20 protein-coding genes are annotated in these 15,957 nt (G+C 67.2%); 14 read left to right on the forward strand and 6 right to left on the reverse strand.

Annotated elements, in window-relative coordinates:
- The first annotated feature begins 276 nt into the window (after nt 1-276).
- Together QE360_RS05935 and QE360_RS05940 are read left to right on the forward strand one after the other, a co-directional pair.
- Nucleotides 277-3,012, forward strand: a complete 2,736-nt coding sequence (locus QE360_RS05935) for an ATP-dependent DNA helicase (protein WP_309700020.1) — start codon at nt 277-279, stop codon at nt 3,010-3,012.
- Nucleotides 3,009-3,542, forward strand: a complete 534-nt coding sequence (locus tag QE360_RS05940) for a histidine phosphatase family protein (RefSeq protein WP_309700022.1) — start codon at nt 3,009-3,011, stop codon at nt 3,540-3,542. Before QE360_RS05935 ends, QE360_RS05940 begins: the two co-directional genes overlap by 4 nt.
- 123 nt (nt 3,543-3,665) lie before the next feature.
- Here QE360_RS05940 and QE360_RS05945 read toward each other — a convergent pair whose 3' ends face one another.
- Genes QE360_RS05945 through QE360_RS19120 form a run of 3 tightly spaced genes read right to left on the reverse strand, consistent with a single transcriptional unit; the run spans nt 3,666 to nt 4,725 of the window.
- Nucleotides 3,666-4,193, reverse strand: coding sequence for a DUF177 domain-containing protein (locus QE360_RS05945; RefSeq protein WP_309700024.1), 528 nt, complete (start codon nt 4,191-4,193; stop codon nt 3,666-3,668).
- Entirely contained in the window at nt 4,190-4,597 is a 408-nt protein-coding gene (locus QE360_RS05950) for a ubiquinol-cytochrome C chaperone family protein (RefSeq protein ID WP_405052573.1), read from the reverse strand. The genes QE360_RS05945 and QE360_RS05950 overlap by 4 nt, the downstream gene beginning before the upstream one ends.
- Nucleotides 4,564-4,725, reverse strand: coding sequence for a hypothetical protein (locus QE360_RS19120; RefSeq protein ID WP_405052574.1), 162 nt, complete (start codon nt 4,723-4,725; stop codon nt 4,564-4,566). Before QE360_RS19120 ends, QE360_RS05950 begins: the two co-directional genes overlap by 34 nt.
- 186 nt (nt 4,726-4,911) lie before the next feature.
- On the opposite strand from QE360_RS19120, the gene QE360_RS05955 reads away from it, so the two are divergent.
- Nucleotides 4,912-5,361 carry an outer membrane protein assembly factor BamE gene (locus tag QE360_RS05955; protein ID WP_309700026.1) on the forward strand — a complete coding sequence of 150 codons (450 nt, stop codon included), beginning with the start codon at nt 4,912-4,914 and terminating at the stop codon, nt 5,359-5,361.
- 319 nt (nt 5,362-5,680) lie between these two features.
- On the opposite strand, the gene rho is transcribed toward QE360_RS05955, so the two are convergent.
- The 3 genes from rho to hemE form a co-directional block, all read right to left on the reverse strand.
- Nucleotides 5,681-6,937 carry a transcription termination factor Rho gene (gene rho / locus QE360_RS05960; RefSeq protein WP_042486922.1) on the reverse strand — a complete coding sequence of 419 codons (1,257 nt, stop codon included), beginning with the start codon at nt 6,935-6,937 and terminating at the stop codon, nt 5,681-5,683.
- A gap of 282 nt (nt 6,938-7,219) precedes the next feature.
- Nucleotides 7,220-7,681, reverse strand: a complete 462-nt coding sequence (locus tag QE360_RS05965; protein WP_309700029.1) for a CopD family protein — start codon at nt 7,679-7,681, stop codon at nt 7,220-7,222.
- A complete protein-coding gene (gene hemE / locus QE360_RS05970) occupies nt 7,678-8,700 on the reverse strand; it encodes a uroporphyrinogen decarboxylase (protein WP_309704079.1) in 1,023 nt (340 codons plus the stop codon). The genes QE360_RS05965 and hemE overlap by 4 nt, the downstream gene beginning before the upstream one ends.
- Nucleotides 8,701-9,018: 318 nt before the next feature.
- On the opposite strand from hemE, the gene QE360_RS05975 reads away from it, so the two are divergent.
- The 11 genes from QE360_RS05975 (at nt 9,019) to QE360_RS06025 (ending at nt 15,872) form a co-directional block, all read left to right on the forward strand.
- Nucleotides 9,019-9,837: a pyruvate, water dikinase regulatory protein gene (locus QE360_RS05975; RefSeq protein ID WP_307101798.1), complete on the forward strand. Its 819-nt coding sequence runs from the start codon at nt 9,019-9,021 to the stop codon at nt 9,835-9,837.
- Nucleotides 9,834-10,421 carry a nucleoside triphosphate pyrophosphatase gene (locus QE360_RS05980; RefSeq protein WP_309700031.1) on the forward strand — a complete coding sequence of 196 codons (588 nt, stop codon included), beginning with the start codon at nt 9,834-9,836 and terminating at the stop codon, nt 10,419-10,421. Before QE360_RS05975 ends, QE360_RS05980 begins: the two co-directional genes overlap by 4 nt.
- Before the next feature lie 11 nt (nt 10,422-10,432).
- Nucleotides 10,433-11,245 carry a shikimate dehydrogenase gene (gene aroE, locus QE360_RS05985; protein WP_309704081.1) on the forward strand — a complete coding sequence of 271 codons (813 nt, stop codon included), beginning with the start codon at nt 10,433-10,435 and terminating at the stop codon, nt 11,243-11,245.
- A complete protein-coding gene (gene coaE, locus QE360_RS05990; RefSeq protein ID WP_309700033.1) occupies nt 11,242-11,835 on the forward strand; it encodes a dephospho-CoA kinase in 594 nt (197 codons plus the stop codon). Before aroE ends, coaE begins: the two co-directional genes overlap by 4 nt.
- A gap of 7 nt (nt 11,836-11,842) precedes the next feature.
- Entirely contained in the window at nt 11,843-12,538 is a 696-nt protein-coding gene (dnaQ, locus tag QE360_RS05995; RefSeq protein ID WP_309700035.1) for a DNA polymerase III subunit epsilon, read from the forward strand.
- 55 nt (nt 12,539-12,593) lie between these two features.
- Nucleotides 12,594-13,175 carry a ribosome hibernation-promoting factor, HPF/YfiA family gene (gene hpf, locus QE360_RS06000; protein WP_307101788.1) on the forward strand — a complete coding sequence of 194 codons (582 nt, stop codon included), beginning with the start codon at nt 12,594-12,596 and terminating at the stop codon, nt 13,173-13,175.
- 73 nt (nt 13,176-13,248) lie between these two features.
- Complete coding sequence (locus tag QE360_RS06005; protein WP_307101786.1) at nt 13,249-13,719, forward strand: PTS sugar transporter subunit IIA; 471 nt, start codon at nt 13,249-13,251, stop codon at nt 13,717-13,719.
- Nucleotides 13,703-14,161 (forward strand): PaaI family thioesterase, encoded by a 459-nt coding sequence (locus QE360_RS06010; RefSeq protein WP_307101784.1) that lies wholly within the window; start codon nt 13,703-13,705, stop codon nt 14,159-14,161. The genes QE360_RS06005 and QE360_RS06010 overlap by 17 nt, the downstream gene beginning before the upstream one ends.
- A 4-nt stretch (nt 14,162-14,165) precedes the next feature.
- Complete coding sequence (locus tag QE360_RS06015; protein WP_309700038.1) at nt 14,166-14,507, forward strand: DUF1491 family protein; 342 nt, start codon at nt 14,166-14,168, stop codon at nt 14,505-14,507.
- Between the two features lie 191 nt (nt 14,508-14,698).
- Entirely contained in the window at nt 14,699-15,325 is a 627-nt protein-coding gene (locus tag QE360_RS06020) for a cell wall hydrolase (RefSeq protein WP_307101780.1), read from the forward strand.
- Between the two features lie 58 nt (nt 15,326-15,383).
- Nucleotides 15,384-15,872, forward strand: coding sequence for an MmcB family DNA repair protein (locus tag QE360_RS06025; RefSeq protein ID WP_309691323.1), 489 nt, complete (start codon nt 15,384-15,386; stop codon nt 15,870-15,872).
- The last annotated feature ends 85 nt before the right edge of the window (nt 15,873-15,957 follow it).

Below are 15,957 nucleotides of genomic sequence, written 5' to 3' on the forward strand. Positions count from 1 at the left end.
TTCACAACGTATTTTGCGATTTCCACCGGCTATCCGCCCTTTACTCACAGAGTTATCCACATTACGGGTTGTTTCACGTGGAACAGATCGGGTGGTCTTGTTTGGCCTTCCCTCCCCCATCCCCTCCCGCTTGCGGGAGGGGCGTGCGTTGTTGAAGCGTTATGCGCGCCATGAATGGTGGCCTGCTGGGAGGGTCGGGCCACAAACCCGTTGGCCTGGACGATTCCAACCCCATTCCCCGTTGCCAACCTGTTCCCACTCCCCCAAATCATCATCGTGACCGCGCTTCCCCACCCCGCTCTTCACGCCAGCCATAGCGGTGTGTGGATTTCCACCGGCAGACAGACCCGCGCCGTCTCGCGCGGCGAGGCGATCGGGCTAGCGTCGGAAACCCCGGTGATCCTTCTCAACGCGCCGTTGATCGGGCAGCGTCTGGGCTATGCCGAATTGTCGGGGCTCGACATCCTCGAGCTGTTCGCATTCCTGCGCCCCGCCCAATTCGCGGTTCCGACCCCGCATGGCCTTGCCCGTGCCTGCGGGCTCGCGCCGCCGGAAAGCGATGCCGACGTCGCGGCCTTCCTCCTCCGCGCGACCGAGACGTTGCTCGCCATGCCCGACGGCGCCTGGCCCGAACGCGAGGGCGCCTGGACCGCCGCGCAAAGCCTGGCGCGACTCCGCTGGCCCTGGGCGCCGCTGATCGGTCCGCGCCTGACCCGGCCCGAGCGCAACGAACGCTGGCTGTTCAGCGCGCTGCCCGAATGGGAAGAGGATGCCCCCCGCCCGGCCCCGCGCACCATCGACCTGCCGCCGCAGGATTCGGAGGAGCGGCTGGTCCGGCTGACCGGCGACGGGGCCGAGGAACGGCCGGGCCAGCGCGCCTATGCCGCCGCGATCACCGCCGCCTTCGCACCGCGCGCGGTCCGAGACACGCCCAACATGGTCCTGGCCGAAGCGGGGACCGGCATCGGCAAGACGCTGGGCTATCTCGCCCCCGCCAGCCTCTGGGCCGAGCGGGCGGGCGGCGCGGTGTGGATCTCGACCTACACCAAGGCACTGCAACGCCAGCTGAGCGGCGAGACCGCGCGCATCTTCCCCGACGCGGTGCTGCGCAAGGAACGGGTCGTCACCCGCAAGGGGCGGGAGAATTATCTCTGCCTGCTCAATCTGGAGGACGCGCTTCAGGGCGGGTTCGCGGGACGTGCGGCGGTGCTGGCGCAGCTGGTCGCGCGCTGGGCGGCCTATACCGGCGATGGCGATATGGTCGGCGGCGACCTGCCCGGCTGGCTGACCACCCTGTTCCGGCGCAACGGATCGGCCGCGCTGACCGATCGGCGTGGCGAGTGCGTCTATGCGGGCTGCCCGCATTATCGGAAATGCTTCATCGAGCGGGCGGCGCGCGCCTCGGTGCAGGCGGATATCGTCATCGCCAACCATGCGCTGGTGATGGTCAACGCCGCGCGCGGGCGCGAGACCCAGACGCGGCCGACCCGCTATGTCTTCGACGAGGGCCATCACCTGTTCGACGCGGCGGACTCGATGTTCGCCACCGCGCTGACCGGATCGGAGACGATCGAGCTGCGCCGCTGGATCCTGGGCCCCGAGGCCGGGTCGCGCGGGCGGCGGCGTGGTCTGGCGGCGCGGCTGTCCGATGTCGCCAGCTATGACGAGGGCGGCAATCGCGCGATCGGCGATGCGGTACAGGCCGCGCAGGCGCTGGCGAGCGAAGGCTGGCTCGGCCGACTGGCGGAAGGCCAGCCCTTCGGTCCGATCGAGACGCTGTTGGCCGCGGTGCGGGGGCTGGCCTTTGCACGTGCCGAGCAAACCGGCGATGCGGGCTATGGCCTGGAGACCGAACTCGCCGACCCCTCCCCCGAGCTGATCGATGCCGCCGCTCCCGCCGCGCACGCGCTCGACGCGCTGCTGCGCCCGCTGGTAACGCTCGGCCAGCGGCTGGAGGCGGTGTTGCAGGAAGCGCCCGACTGGCTCGACGGTCAGGCGCGCGCGCGGGTGGAAGGCGCGATCGCGTCGATCGCCTGGCGCGCCGAGACGGTCGCCGCCTGGTTGTCGCTGCTGGCGCGGATCGGCGGCCCTGCCGATCCCGACTTTGTCGACTGGCTGGCGGTCGACCGGGTCGAGGGGCGCGAATATGATATCGGGCTGCACCGTCACTGGCTCGACCCCACCCGCCCTTTTGCCGAAATCGTGCTGAAGCCTGCGCATGGCGCGCTCGTCACCTCGGCGACCCTGCGTGCGGGCGGCGACTGGGACGTGGCGGAGGCGCGGACCGGCGCGCCGCATCTGGCGCGTGGCCCCGCCCATTTCGTCGCCCCCAGCCCGTTCGATTATCCGAGCCGGGCCGAGGTGCTGATCGTCACCGACGTCAAGCGCGGCGACATTCCCCAACTGGCCAATGCCTATGCCCGGCTGATCGCGGCGTCTCGCGGGGGCACGCTGGGGCTGTTCACCGCGATCCGCCGGTTGCGCGGCGTGCATGGTCGGATCGCCGACCGGCTGGCGCGCGAGGGGCTGGCGCTGCACGCGCAGCATGTCGATCCGATCGACACGGGGACGCTGGTGGATATCTTTCGCGACGATCCGTCGGCATCGCTGCTCGGCACCGATGCGCTGCGCGACGGGGTGGATGTGCCCGGCGCCTCGCTGCGGCTGGTGGTGATGGAGGGCGTGCCTTGGCCCAAGCCGACCGTGCTCCATGCCGCGCGCAAGCTGGCGGGGGGCGGCAGCGCCTATGACGACCGTATCGTCCGCGCGCGACTGGCCCAGGCGTTCGGCCGGTTGATCCGCCGCGCCGACGATCGCGGCGCCTTCGTGCTGCTGTCCGCCGCCATGCCCTCGCGCCTGCTCGACGCCTTTCCACCGGGCGTGGCGATTGCACGCGTCACGCTCGACGAGGCGGTCGCGCGGGTCGCGGCCCGGCTTTCCTCCGACGCCGGGATCGGGCATGGATCGGTCGACACCCCGCTGGCCGCCGCGACGGAGAATCCGATCCGATGAAGACGCTGACGCTGCTTCGCCATGCCAAATCGAGCTGGGACGATCCCGTCGCACGCGACTTCGACCGGCCGCTCAACGCCAAGGGGCGGCGTGCGGCGGCGATGATGGGACGCCATCTGAAATCGCTCGGCATGGCCTTCGACCATATCCTCGCCTCGCCCGCCGTCCGCGTGATCGAGACGCTGGACGAAGTGTGGAGCGGTTATGGCCGCAAGCTGGCGCCGGTCTGGGACAAGGCGCTCTACCTCGCCTCCTCGGCCAGCCTGCTCGATCAGGTCCATGCGCTACCCGATGCCTGCGACCATGTCCTGATGGTCGGGCATAATCCCGGGCTGGAGGATCTGGTCCTCGACCTGACCCGCGACGGCGAACTGCGCGAACGGGTCGAGGAGAAATATCCCACCGCCACCGTCGCGCAGCTGACCTTGCCGATTACCCGGTGGGCGGATGCCGCCTCTCACAGTGCGACCCTGATCGCCTTTATCCGCCCGCGCGACCTGGACCCGACGCTGGGGCCCGACACACCCTGACCTGTCCCCTGATAGGCTGTGGGCCAATTTGTCGGAAAATGACCCGAAAAACCGTTGGCGACCTGTTGGCCATCCGTTGATAGCCTGTGGATAATAGGGAAAAAGTGGCGCAAGTGCGGGAGGTTACTCCTTCCCCTCCAGCTTGGCCTTCAATCCCGCCAGCGCGCCGAACGGTCCGGCCTCGTCCTCGCTGATAACCCCCGCTTCCTTCAGGGCCGCCGCCGCATGGGGGCTGCGTGGAAACGGGTCGAGCGAGAGCGCCATGGTTTCGGCCGCAGCCTCGCCCAGATCGATCGTGCCGCCCTCGATCTCGATCGTGTCGAGCGAATCCTCGGACAGCTCGATCTCCTCGTCGCCGCCATGGGCCGAAGGTTCGACGAAGCGCAACGCCACCGGCTCGTCGACCGTGGCGGGCACCGGGTCACCGGTCACCGAACAGGGCTGGGCCACCTTCGCGCGGACCGTGCCGGTCACGAGGATGCCCATCGCATCGCGCCGGACGACCAGATCGGCGGCAAGGGCGTCGATCGACACCAGTCCGAACCGCCCGGCCAGCGCGCGGCGCTCCTCCTCCGAGGCCTGGATCGTCACGGGCTTTTCACGCTCGCCGATCGTGTCGATCTTTTCGGGGCGGCTCCATTCGGGGGTCACGGCAATTCTCCCATTCTCAATCGGGCCAGCGACATCGCCGCCAGCCGCTCAGACAGATCGCGCATCCGATCGCGCACATGGGCGACGGCGTCCGGACCGGCGGGCGCGTCCCCCCGATACAGATTGCGGAGCAACGCGGCATCCAGCGCCGCCCCCTCCCCCGCCAGTCCGTCGCGATAGGCGGTCAGGCGGCCGCCAAGCATCGCCATCATCCGGCCGATATGCTTGCCGACCACGATGTCGCCGATGCCCAGCTCGCGCAACTGCCCGTCCATGTCGGTGACGAAGCGTTCGGTCAACCGCGCGGCCAGCGCCGCCCCCTCGGACTCCCGCTCCAGCCGGATCAGGACCAGCGACAGCACCGCCGCGATCATGTCGAACCGGCCATCGACCGTGTCGGGCACCGCGCCCTCGACATACCAATGCGGTTCGCGCGCGCGCGCAGCACCACCGCATTGTAGAGCGGCAACGCCTCGTCCCCGTCGCGCCCGAAATAGCGCGCCACCATCCGCTTCAGCCAGCCCGCGGCCATCCGCCCCTCCCTCGCCTTGCGCGATCACACCCGCGCGAGTGCTTGTATGCGTCTTTCCCTTGGCATATCGAGGGGGTGACGGTCGAGCGGATCGACCGCCTGTATATTTGCCTGTGCGGCCGATCCCCCGGCCCGGAGATGATGATGAGCGTTTCTTCGACCCGCGCCCTCGGGCTTGGCCTGGCGATGGCCTTGGCCGCGTCGGCCTGCACGCCGCTGCGGTCGCATCAGGGTTATGTGGTCGACACCGATCTCGTCAACTCGATCCAGCCGGGCGTGGATAACCGCCAGTCGGTGCTCCAGACGCTGGGCACGCCGACCATCTCCAGCCAGTTTGGCGGCGGCGACTGGTATTATGTCGCGCGCGACAGCCGCAATCTGGGCTTCAACCTGCCCAAGCCGGCGTCGCAGATCACGCTTCAGATCAGCTTCGACCAGGCGGGCAACGTGACGACGATCCGCCGTTCGGGCGTGGATCAGGTCGCCGACATCTCGCCCTATGGCAAGACCACCCCGACGCTGGGCCGCAAGCGCGGCTTCTTCCAGGACCTGTTCGGCAATATCGGCGCGGTGGGCGCACCCGGCGCGGGTGGCGGTCAGGGCGGTGGCATGGGCGGCGGACGCACCCGGCCGTAAGGGCCGGAGCGCCTCTCACCTACCCTTCCGTTCCCGTGGAGCGACGTCGAAACGCATGGTCCGCGTTTCGCCAACGGATATACTTGGCCTTCGACTTCGCTCAGGCTGAACGGAGGTTGGGGTACCCCCCGTTTGGCCGCGTCGCCTGGTAAGCAACGACGCGGCCGTGCCGTGCTTGGACCGGCACGATCCCGAAAGGGGGTGGGATCGGGCCTGCTAACGCCCCAAAACGAAAATGGGTTCGCAAGCGGGACCAATTCCGCCGGCGAACCCCTATTTCCGTAGCGTCGCGGGGCCGGATGACCCCGTCGAGCGCCGGTTACTGGTTCATCGAGTCGAAGAAATCCTCGTTGGTCTTCGAGTTCTTCATCTTGTCGAGCAGGAACTCCATCGAATCGATCGTGCCCATCTGCATGAGGATGCGGCGCAGCACCCACATCTTGGACAGCTTGTCCTTCTCGACCAGCAGCTCTTCCTTGCGGGTGCCCGACTTGCCGACATCCATCGCCGGGAAGATGCGCTTGTCCGCCACCTTGCGATCGAGGACGATTTCCGAGTTGCCGGTGCCCTTGAACTCTTCGAAGATCACTTCGTCCATGCGGCTGCCCGTGTCGATCAGCGCGGTGGCGATGATCGAGAGCGAGCCGCCCTCCTCGATGTTGCGCGCCGCACCGAAGAAGCGCTTGGGCCGCTGGAGCGCGTTGGCGTCCACACCGCCGGTCAGCACCTTGCCCGACGACGGCACGACGGTGTTGTAGGCGCGGCCCAGGCGGGTGATCGAGTCGAGCAGGATGACGACATCCTTCTTGTGCTCGACCAGGCGCTTGGCCTTTTCGATCACCATCTCGGCGACCTGGACGTGGCGCTGCGCCGGTTCGTCGAAGGTCGAGGAAACGACCTCGCCGCGCACCGAGCGCTGCATGTCGGTGACTTCTTCCGGGCGCTCGTCGATCAGGAGGACAATCAGGAAGACTTCGGGGTGGTTGTCGGTGATCGCCTTGGCGATGTTCTGCAGCATCACCGTCTTACCCACGCGCGGCGGCGCGACGATCAGCGTGCGCTGGCCCTTGCCCTGGGGGCTGACGATGTCGATGACGCGCGCCGACTTGTCCTTCTGGGTCGGGTCGGCGGGGTCGAGGATCAGCTTTTGCTCGGGGTAGAGCGGGGTCAGATTGTCGAAATTGACGCGGTGGCGGACGGCCTCGGGATCGTCGAAATTGACGCTGGTCAGCTTGGTCAGCGCGAAATAGCGCTCGCCATCCTTGGGCGCGCGGATCTCGCCTTCCACCGTGTCGCCGGTGCGCAGGCCGTGCTTGCGGACCTGGTTGGGTGAGACATAGATGTCGTCGGGCCCGGCGAGATAGTTCGCTTCCGGCGAACGCAGGAAGCCGAAACCGTCGGGCAGCACCTCGATCGTGCCCAGCCCCATGATCTGGTCGCCCTTTTCCGCCTGCTCCTTCAGGATGGCGAAGAGCAGGTCCTGCTTGCGCAGCGTCGACGCGCTCTCGACCCCCAGTTCCTCGGCCAGCTGCACGAGGTCGGCGGGGGTCTTCTTCTTCAGGTCTTTCAGATGCATGGGGATCGGTCCGGATGGTCGGAGGGCGTCGGTCGGCGAGGATCGCGGCGAAACGAGGCTGTCGATAAGGAAGCGTACGCGACGCGAGGACCGCGCCGTACAAGATTTGAGTTAGGATTCGGGGAACCCCAAGTCAATGGGGAAAGGGCCCGCCCCCCATGAGACTCACGCCCCTCCCGCAGGCGGGAGGGGATGGGAGAGGGAAAGGCCGCAGGGGTTGGTCTCGGTGAGACTCCCTGCCCTCCCCCAACCCCTCCCGTTTACGGGAGGGGAGCAAGAAGGTCAGAACGGCTTGATGACCACCAGTACGACGATCACCGCTGCCGCCAGCGCGGGCACCTCGTTGATCATGCGCAACTGCTTGCCGGTCAGCGTCATCTGCCCCCGCGACAGCTTTTTGGAATAGCCGACCATCCAGCCATGATAGCCGCTGAGCAGCAGCACGAAGAACAGCTTGGCATGCAGCCAGCCCAGCCCCGGCACACCGGAAAACACCCCCAGCGAGGCCCCCAGCAACAGCCCCAGCACCCACACCGCGATCATCGCGGGCGTCAGGATGATGGCGCGCAGCTTGCCCTCGCGCTCGACCCAGCGCGCGGCGTCGGTCGCATCGCCCGCGACCAGCGCCTCCTGGTGATAGACCAGATAGCGCGGCATCATGAACAGCCCGGCCATCCAGAAGATCACGAAGATGATATGCGCCGCCTTCACCCATTCATAGGCGGCGCCGAGCAGTCCGATCATGATGCGCTCCGTACACGGGCGATCAGCCGCTCGACATGCGCGATCGGCGTGTCGGGCAGAATGCCGTGGCCCAGGTTGAAGATATGCGGCCGCTCGGTGAACGCCGCCAGGATGCGGTCGACCGCGCCGTCCAGCGCCTCACCGCCCGCGATCAGTGCCAGCGGGTCGAGATTGCCCTGCACCGGCAGTTCCTTGGGCAGATAGGTGTCGGCCCAGACCGGATCGACCGTCTCGTCCAGCCCGACCGCATCCACCCCCGTCTCACGGGCATAAGCGGGCAGTTTACCCCCGGCCCCCTTGGGGAAACCGATGACCGGCACGCCCGGGCAACGCTGGCGGAAACCCTCGACGATCGCGGCATTGGGGGCGATTACCCAGCGCTCGAACTGCGCCGGGGACAGCGACCCCGCCCAGCTGTCGAACAGCTGCACCGCCTCGACGCCGTTTTCGACCTGCCCCGCCAGATAATCCACGGTCATCGCGACGATCGCATCGATGATCGCGCCGAACCCAGCCAGATCGGCATAGGCGAAGCGCCGCGTCTCGCCCTGGTCCTTCGACCCCTGCCCCGCCACCATATAGGTCGCGACCGTCCAGGGAGAGCCAGCAAAGCCCAGGAAGGTGGTCTGGGACGGCAATTGCGCCTTCACCCCCGCCACGGTGGCATAGACCGGGTCGAGGCGCTCAGGGACGCGCTGAAGGGCATTCAGCGCATGATCGACCAGCGCGGGCGCCAGACGCGGCCCCTCCCCCGCCCCGAAGCTCAGATCCTGGCCCAGCGCCCAGGGGACCATCAGGATGTCGGAGAACAGGATTGCGCCGTCGAACCCGAAGCGCCGGATCGGCTGTACCGTCACCTCCGCCGCCGCCGCCGGATCGGTGGCCAGGGCCAGGAAGCCGCCCTTCTGCGCCCGCAACTCGCGATACTCGGGCAGATAGCGTCCGGCCTGTCGCATGAGCCACATGGGCGGTGTCGCCTGCCGCTCTCCGTTCAGCACGGCGAGCAAGGGCTTTTGAATCGCAACGTCGGTCAGGAGACCCCCCTTCTTCTAAATAAGAAGATTCTAAGAATGGATTGTTGAAGTGGTTGGCACGTTGGTTGTCGGGATTATGCGGCTCTCCCCGATATGCCAACACGTTGACTCATGGGGAATCGCCGATTCAACGGGATTCGGATTCGTGACCCCCGTAACTCACAGGCTGTGGAAAAGAATCGGGCCTGTGAGATTCATTGTGGACGAATCGGTCGTTATCCACCGCCGGTCCGCCGCTTGGCCGGTCGGCGAAGTTACGCTACCGATTCTTCCCATGTTATCCACAGAGTCATTAGGCCGGTCATGACGACGCGGCTCCACCTCCACCTTTTGTCCGATTCCACGGGCGAGACGCTGGAGAACATCGCCAAGGCGGCGCTGGCCCAATATGACGATGTGGAAACCGTCCGGCACTTCTGGCCGATGGTCCGCACCGAGAGCCATCTGGAGCGCATCCTGCAGGAGATCGCGCAGAATCCGGGGCTGGTGATCTATACGCTGGTCAACCCGACGACCCGGCGCGTGCTGGAGAGCCGGTGCCATGCGCTGGGCCTGCCCACGGTCGCGCCGCTCGACCCGGTCAATGCCGCGCTGTCGGGGCTGTTGGGTGTGCAGGCCAAGATGCGGCCCGGTCGCCAGCACGTCCTCGACGCCGCCTATTTCGCGCGGGTCGATGCGATCCAGTTCACCATCGCGCATGACGACGGCATCGCGTGGGAGGAATGGGAGGAGGCCGATATCGTGCTGGCGGGCGTCAGCCGGTCTTCCAAGACGCCGACCTCCATCTATCTCGCCAATCGCGGGTTCAAGACCGCCAACATCCCGATCGTGGTCGAAAGCCCCCCGCCCCCCTTTCTGTTCACGCTGAAAAAGCCGCTGGTCGTCGGATTGACCACCAGCGCCGACCGGCTGATCGCGATCCGTCGCAACCGGCTGCTCTCGCTGAACCAGGCGCCCGACACCGATTATGTCGAGCAGGAAGCGGTCAATCGCGAACTGACCTTTGCCCGGCGGATGTTCGCCGACAATGACTGGCCGGTGATCGACGTCACCCGCCGCTCGATCGAGGAGACGGCGGCGGCGATCATCTCGCTGGTGAATCAACGAAAGGCCGAAGCATGATCATCCTCGCCTCGCAAAGCGCCTCGCGCCGGGCGATGCTCGACGCCGCCGGAGTGGCCTATGAGGCGTTGCCCGCGCGGGTCGACGAAGCGGGCGTGAAGGCGGCGATGGCGGGCGCCTCCCCCCGCGACCTGTCCGACGCGCTGGCCGAGATGAAGGCGGTGAAGGTGTCGGCGAATGCCGGGCCGGTCCCGGTGCTGGGGTCGGATTCGATCGTCGCGCTGGCCGACGGCACGCTGCTCGACAAGCCCGAGAGCCGCGAGGAAGCGGCCGAGCATCTCGCGCGGATGAGCGGCGGCAGCCACGAACTGTGGAGCGCCGCCGTCATCGCCGAACATGGCCGCCCCGTCTGGCGGCATGTCGAGCGTGCGAAACTCCATGTCCGCCCGCTTTCGGGCGCCTTTATCGATCGCTATCTGGATCAGGAATGGCCCGAAATCGCGGGCTGTGTCGGCTGTTTCCGGATCGAGGGGCCGGGCGTCCAGCTCTTCTCGCGGATCGAGGGGAGCCATTTCACCATTCTCGGCATGCCGCTGTTGCCCGTGCTGGGCTATCTGCGCGAGCGCGGCTGGATGGCCGCCTGACAGGATTCATGATGAACAAGCCCTATGCAGAGGTGATCGGCGACCCGATCAGCCATTCCAAATCGCCGATCATCCACAATTTCTGGGCCGAGGCGCTGGGCCTCGACGTGGAGTATCGCGCGGTCCACGTCGCGCCCGAGGGGCTGGCGGCCTATTTCGCCGAGCGCAAGGCCGATCCCGATTGGCGCGGCTGCAACGTCACCGTGCCGCACAAGGTCGAGGCGCTGGCGCATGTCGAGGATCGTGGCGATGTCCGCACCACGATCGGCGCGATCAACACGGTGATCCGGGCCGAGGACGGCGCGCTGGTCGGCACCAACACCGATGCGGCGGGATTCTATGCGCCGCTGAGCGGGCTGGACCTCGCGGGGCAGCCGGTGACGGTGATCGGGGCAGGGGGGGCGGCGCGCGCCATCCTGTTCGCGCTGTCGCGCATGGGCGTCGGCCCGGTGACGCTGTTCAACCGCAACGTGCTCAAGGGCGCGGCGCTGCTGTCCTCCTTCGGCCTGAAGGGCCAGGCGCTGCCGATCGGGGCGGCGGTGCCGCCCTCGGCCCTGGTCGTCAACGCGACCAGCCTGGGGATGACCGGCCAGCCGCCGCTGACCCTCGACCTGTCGGCACTGCCCGAGGAGGCGGTGGTCTATGACATCGTCTATGCCCCGCTGGACACCGATCTGCTGGCGGCGGCGCGGGCGCGCGATCTCGACACGATCGACGGGCTGGAGATGCTGATCGGCCAGGCGGCGGTGGCGTTCGAGCTGTTCTTCGGCGCCGAGCCGCCCCGCGACCGCGACGAGGAACTGCGCGGCCTTCTGCTCGGATGATCGTCCTCGGGCTGACCGGCTCGATCGGCATGGGCAAGTCCACCGTCGCGCAGATGTTCCGCGACGAGGGCGTGCCGGTGTTCGACGCCGATGCCTGTGTCCACAGGCTCCAGGGGCCGGGCGGGCGGCTGGTCGCGGCGATCGAATCGGCCTTTCCCGGCACCACCGATGCGAACGGCGTGAATCGGACGGCGCTGGGTCGCGCGGTGCTGGGCGATGATTCGGCGATGCGGCGGCTCGAGCGAATCGTCCATCCGGCGGTCCAGGCCGAGCGCGCCGCCTTTCTCCACCGCCATGCCGACGCGCCGCTGGTCGTCGTCGACGTGCCTTTGCTGTTCGAAACGGGCGGGGATAAGGCTGTGGATAAGGTGTTGGTCGTATCGGCGGAACCCGCCGTGCAGGAGGCCAGGGTGTTGGCAAGGCCCGGCATGACGCGCGAGAAATTCGACGCGATTCTCGCACGTCAGCTGCCCGATGCCGACAAGCGCGCGCGCGCCGATCACGTCATCGCGACCGACATTCCCATCACCGACACAAAGCGCGCGGTGCAGCGGCTGATCACTTGCATGCGGGACTCCGAAGTCCGATAGTCGGGGCATGAGAGAGATCGTTTTCGACACCGAAACGACAGGGTTCAAATTTTCGGAAGGCGACCGGCTGGTCGAAATCGGCTGTGTCGAACTGGTCAACCGGGTCGAGACGGGGCGGACCTATCACGCCTATTTCAACCCCGAACGCGCCATGCCCCCCGAGGCACAGGCGATTCACGGCCTGTCCGACGCCTTTCTGAAGGACAAGCCGGTCTTCGCCCAGGGCGTGGCCGAGTTTCTCGACTTCATCGGCGACGCGCCGCTGATCGCGCACAATGCGACCTTCGACTTCGGCTTCATCAATGGCGAGCTGGGCGCGCTGGGCTTTCCGCCTGTCTGCGAGAAGACGCGGATGGTCGATACGCTGGCCATCGCGCGCAGCAAGCATCCGGGGGCCAAGCATACGCTCGACGCGCTGTGTTCGCGGTACGGCGTCGACCGGTCGCACCGCGTGCTGCACGGCGCGCTGCTCGACGCGCAGCTGCTGGCGCAAGTCTATGTCGAGCTTATGGGCGGGCGCCAGATCGGGCTGGGCCTGCTGGCCGACACCATGGTGGAGGCGGGGCCGGTCGTTGTCGCCCGCGCGCCCGCCAAAGTCCGGCCGCCGCGCATCTTCCGCCCCAGCGAGGGGGAACTTGCCGCCCATGCCGCGTTTCTAAAGGGTATCACCGATCCGATTTGGGGGGCCGAGGCGTCCGGTTGACGCCACGGGACAGGCCAAAAGGACCGTCCCAGTCGTGTAAGACAAGGAGAAGACGATGGATATCCGGATTTCTGGTCATCAGGTCGAAACGGGCGACGCGCTGCGGACCCATGTGACGGACCGGCTTCAGGGTATCGCCGAGAAATATTTCGCCCGCGCCATGTCGTCGGAGGTGACGTTCGGCAAGGGGCCGCACGATATCGGCTTCAAATGCGATATCGTCATGCATGTGACCCGCGGCCTCGTCCTGAAGGGCCGCCACGATGCACAGGACGCGCATCTGTCCTTCGACGGTGCCGCCACCAAGATCGAAAAGCAGCTGCGCCGTTACTCGCGCCGCCTGAAGGATCGCAATGCGGGCCAGGCGATCGAACTGGCCGAGGCGGGGGCCTATGATGCGGGCTATACTCTGTTCGCCGAACAGGTCGATGAAGATGAGGCGGGCGATGCGCCCCTGATCATCGCCGAAACCCGCGTCGATATTCCCGATGCCAGCGTGTCCGATGCCGTGATGATGCTCGACCTGCGCAATACAGCCGCGCTGTTGTTCAAGAATTCGGGCACCGGATCGTATAACATGGTGTATCGCCGTGGCGACGGAACCATTGGCTGGGTCGAACCGCAGCGGGGTGGCTGACCTTTAAGCCCCTATCGTTCTTCCGCGTGGCCCGCTAATAGCCGGGCCGCGCGGGGGCGCACCGGAAAAAACGATGAACGACTTTAGCGATCTGTTGCGCCACGAAACCGTGCTGGCCGGTGTTACGGCCGCGAACAAGAAAAGCCTGTTTCCGGTTCTGGCGACGGCGGCGTCCGGTCCTGCCGGACAGAGCGCCAAGATACTGACCGACGTGCTGGTCGAGCGCGAGAAGCTGGGCTCCACCGGTTTCGGCGGCGGCATCGCCATTCCGCATGGCAAGGTCGCCGGGCTGGACCAGATCGTCGGCGTGTTCGCGCGGCTGGCGCAGCCGGTCGATTTCCAGGCGGTCGACGACATGCCGGTCGATCTGGTCTTTGCGATGTTCTCCCCCGCCGATGCGGGCTCCGCGCATCTCAAGGCGCTGGCGCGGGTCTCGCGGCGGCTGCGCGACAAGGGCTTCGTCGCCAAGCTGCGCGGGGCCGGGTCGCCCGATGCGATCTGGGCGCTGCTGACCCAGGACGAGGCGCGTGACGCCGCGGCCTGAAGGCGAGGCCGCGCATTTCCGGGCGCTGGAGGCGCTCTATGCCGAGGCACCGATCAACCGGTTGTTCGACTCCACGCTGGAGATTCCCGAACCCGGTGTCGCGCGCATCCGCTTCCGGGTCGACGAACGCCATTATCACGCGGCGGGGGCGGCGCATGGCACCAGCTATTTCAAGATGCTGGACGATGCGGCCTTTTATGCCTGCAACAGCCTGGTCACCGATCGCTTCCTGCTGACGACGCAGTTCAACCTGCTGCTCACCCGGCCGATGCGGGCGGGGGCGGTCGTCGCCGAGGGGCGCTGGGTCAGCGGACGGCGCCGGGTGTTCGTCGCGGATGCGCGGTTGATCGACGCCGATGGCGAAGAGGTCGCGCGCGGCACCGGCACCTTCATGCGCTCGCAGATCGCGCTGGCGGGGCTGCCCGGCTATCGGGCGGGTTGAGGCGATGGACGGTCGCCTGCCGAGCGGGATGCTGGTCACCGCGCTGCTCCGCCGGATGAACGATAGCGGCGGCATGGGGATGGTGCTGGCCAAGGGCGATCCGCAGGCGGGGGGCATATTGGTGATCGTCGTCGATACCGACCCCGCCACCGCCGAGCGCCGCGAGCGCGTGCTGGAGCGGGGGCTCGGCTCCAACGGCCGAACCGCGCTGATCGATTCGACGCCTGCAAACGATATTTTAAGCTATTGGCGCCGCCGCCGGTCGCGCGATCCCGACCTGTGGGTGATCGAACTGGATGGCGCTTCGGCGGAACGCTTCACCGCTGAAACGATCCTGCAACATTGACGAACGCGGCCGGATCGGCCACGAGCCCCCCATCTTAAAGTCGCGTTGTGCCGCGCTGGGTGCGATCCGGTCGGTTACGCAGTCGGGGGGAAGCCCGGACGAGTGCCCTTTGGGCTGCTCGGGTCCGTGATCCAACCGCATGTCTGTTCGAGTGAATGACGGTTTTCAAGCGAGTCGCGGCTACTGCGGCCATGGCTCTTTCCCTGGCGGGACTTCTCGCCACCAGCACCCCCAGCCTGGCAACCAATGTCGCCGCCAATGCTGCCGGTGGTGCCGTACCAGCCACGGCGATGGCTGTTTCCGGGATCAACGCCGCCGATCTGGCGATGGTTCCCCAGAGCGCCCGGGCCACCATGTCCGCGCTTCCCGATCTTTCCCAGGTTTCTGAAGCGGATGACGCCGGCGAATATGAAACGCTGGCCGAGGCCGTGGCCGCCCAGGACGAGATGGCGTCGAGCGAAGAGCTCCGCTGCCTTGCCGGTGCGATTTATTTCGAGGGTCGCGGCGAACCGCTCGCCGGTCAGCTCGCCGTCGCCCAGGTCATCCTGAACCGCACCAAGTCGGGCCGTTTCCCGACCAGCGTGTGCGACGTCATCAAGCAGCGCGGGCAGTTCAGCTTCGTGCGCGGTGGCGAAATTCCTTCGGTCAGCCCGTCGCGCGCCGCCTATCGCACCGCCATCGCGGTCGCGCAGGTCGCGCTGTCCCAGGCGTGGGACAGCACCGCGGGCAAGGCGCTGTACTTCAACACCCCCGGCAACCGTCCGGGCGTGCGGGTGCAGAAGGTCGCCGCGATCGGCAATCACATCTTCTATCGCTGATCCGGTCCCGCTCTGGCGGGGCTTTGCGTTTGTTCGTCAAATGTTCTAAGCGGGTGGCATGTTGGACATGCCGCCCGCTTCGTGTGTCGACGATCCCGCCTCGCCGCTCTGCGCCGCCGATGTCGCGCGAGGCGTGACGCGGATGCTGCTCCGCCACGACCTGATCACCATCCCCGAGGTTCCGCTGGAGGGTGGCCGCCGCGCCGACCTGATGGCGCTCGACGCGCGCGGGCAGGCGGTGATCGTCGAGATCAAGGTGTCGCGCGCCGACATGCTGGGCGACGGCAAATGGCCCGACTATCTGGCGCATTGCGACCGCTTCTATTGGGCGGTGCCCGCCGGTTTCGACTGGTCGCCGCTGGAGGGCGCCGCCTTCCTGCCCGAGCGGACCGGGATCATCGTCGCCGACCGCTATGACGCCGCGATCGTCCGGGAGGCGCACAGCGTGCCGTTGCCCGCCCATATCCGCAAGAAGGTGACGCTGAACTTCGCGAGGCGGGCGGGGCGGCGGATGATCGGGCTGACCGATCCCGATGCGGGGATGTGATTCCCTTGGCCTTCGACTTCGCTCAGGCTGAACGGCGTGAGGGCGTGGAAATGCCCCCCAAACCGCGTTCGGCCTGAGCGAAGTC

The organism is Sphingomonas sp. SORGH_AS_0789, assembly GCF_031453055.1.
Taxonomy (GTDB): Bacteria; Pseudomonadota; Alphaproteobacteria; order Sphingomonadales; family Sphingomonadaceae; genus Sphingomonas.

What these genes read in the sequence shown, in the direction of transcription:
- QE360_RS05940 (WP_309700022.1), top strand. Translation starts at nt 3,009, where the DNA reads ATGAAGACGCTGACGCTGCTTCGCCATGCCAAATCGAGCTGGGACGAT.
- QE360_RS19120 (WP_405052574.1), bottom strand. Translation starts at nt 4,725, where the DNA reads ATGGCCGCGGGCTGGCTGAAGCGGATGGTGGCGCGCTATTTCGGGCGC.
- QE360_RS05955 (WP_309700026.1), top strand. Translation starts at nt 4,912, where the DNA reads ATGGCCTTGGCCGCGTCGGCCTGCACGCCGCTGCGGTCGCATCAGGGT.
- rho (WP_042486922.1), bottom strand. Translation starts at nt 6,937, where the DNA reads ATGCATCTGAAAGACCTGAAGAAGAAGACCCCCGCCGACCTCGTGCAG.
- QE360_RS05965 (WP_309700029.1), bottom strand. Translation starts at nt 7,681, where the DNA reads ATGATCGGACTGCTCGGCGCCGCCTATGAATGGGTGAAGGCGGCGCAT.
- QE360_RS05975 (WP_307101798.1), top strand. Translation starts at nt 9,019, where the DNA reads ATGACGACGCGGCTCCACCTCCACCTTTTGTCCGATTCCACGGGCGAG.
- QE360_RS05980 (WP_309700031.1), top strand. Translation starts at nt 9,834, where the DNA reads ATGATCATCCTCGCCTCGCAAAGCGCCTCGCGCCGGGCGATGCTCGAC.
- aroE (WP_309704081.1), top strand. Translation starts at nt 10,433, where the DNA reads ATGAACAAGCCCTATGCAGAGGTGATCGGCGACCCGATCAGCCATTCC.
- coaE (WP_309700033.1), top strand. Translation starts at nt 11,242, where the DNA reads ATGATCGTCCTCGGGCTGACCGGCTCGATCGGCATGGGCAAGTCCACC.
- dnaQ (WP_309700035.1), top strand. Translation starts at nt 11,843, where the DNA reads ATGAGAGAGATCGTTTTCGACACCGAAACGACAGGGTTCAAATTTTCG.
- hpf (WP_307101788.1), top strand. Translation starts at nt 12,594, where the DNA reads ATGGATATCCGGATTTCTGGTCATCAGGTCGAAACGGGCGACGCGCTG.
- QE360_RS06005 (WP_307101786.1), top strand. Translation starts at nt 13,249, where the DNA reads ATGAACGACTTTAGCGATCTGTTGCGCCACGAAACCGTGCTGGCCGGT.
- QE360_RS06015 (WP_309700038.1), top strand. Translation starts at nt 14,166, where the DNA reads ATGGACGGTCGCCTGCCGAGCGGGATGCTGGTCACCGCGCTGCTCCGC.
- QE360_RS06020 (WP_307101780.1), top strand. Translation starts at nt 14,699, where the DNA reads ATGGCTCTTTCCCTGGCGGGACTTCTCGCCACCAGCACCCCCAGCCTG.
- QE360_RS06025 (WP_309691323.1), top strand. Translation starts at nt 15,384, where the DNA reads ATGTTGGACATGCCGCCCGCTTCGTGTGTCGACGATCCCGCCTCGCCG.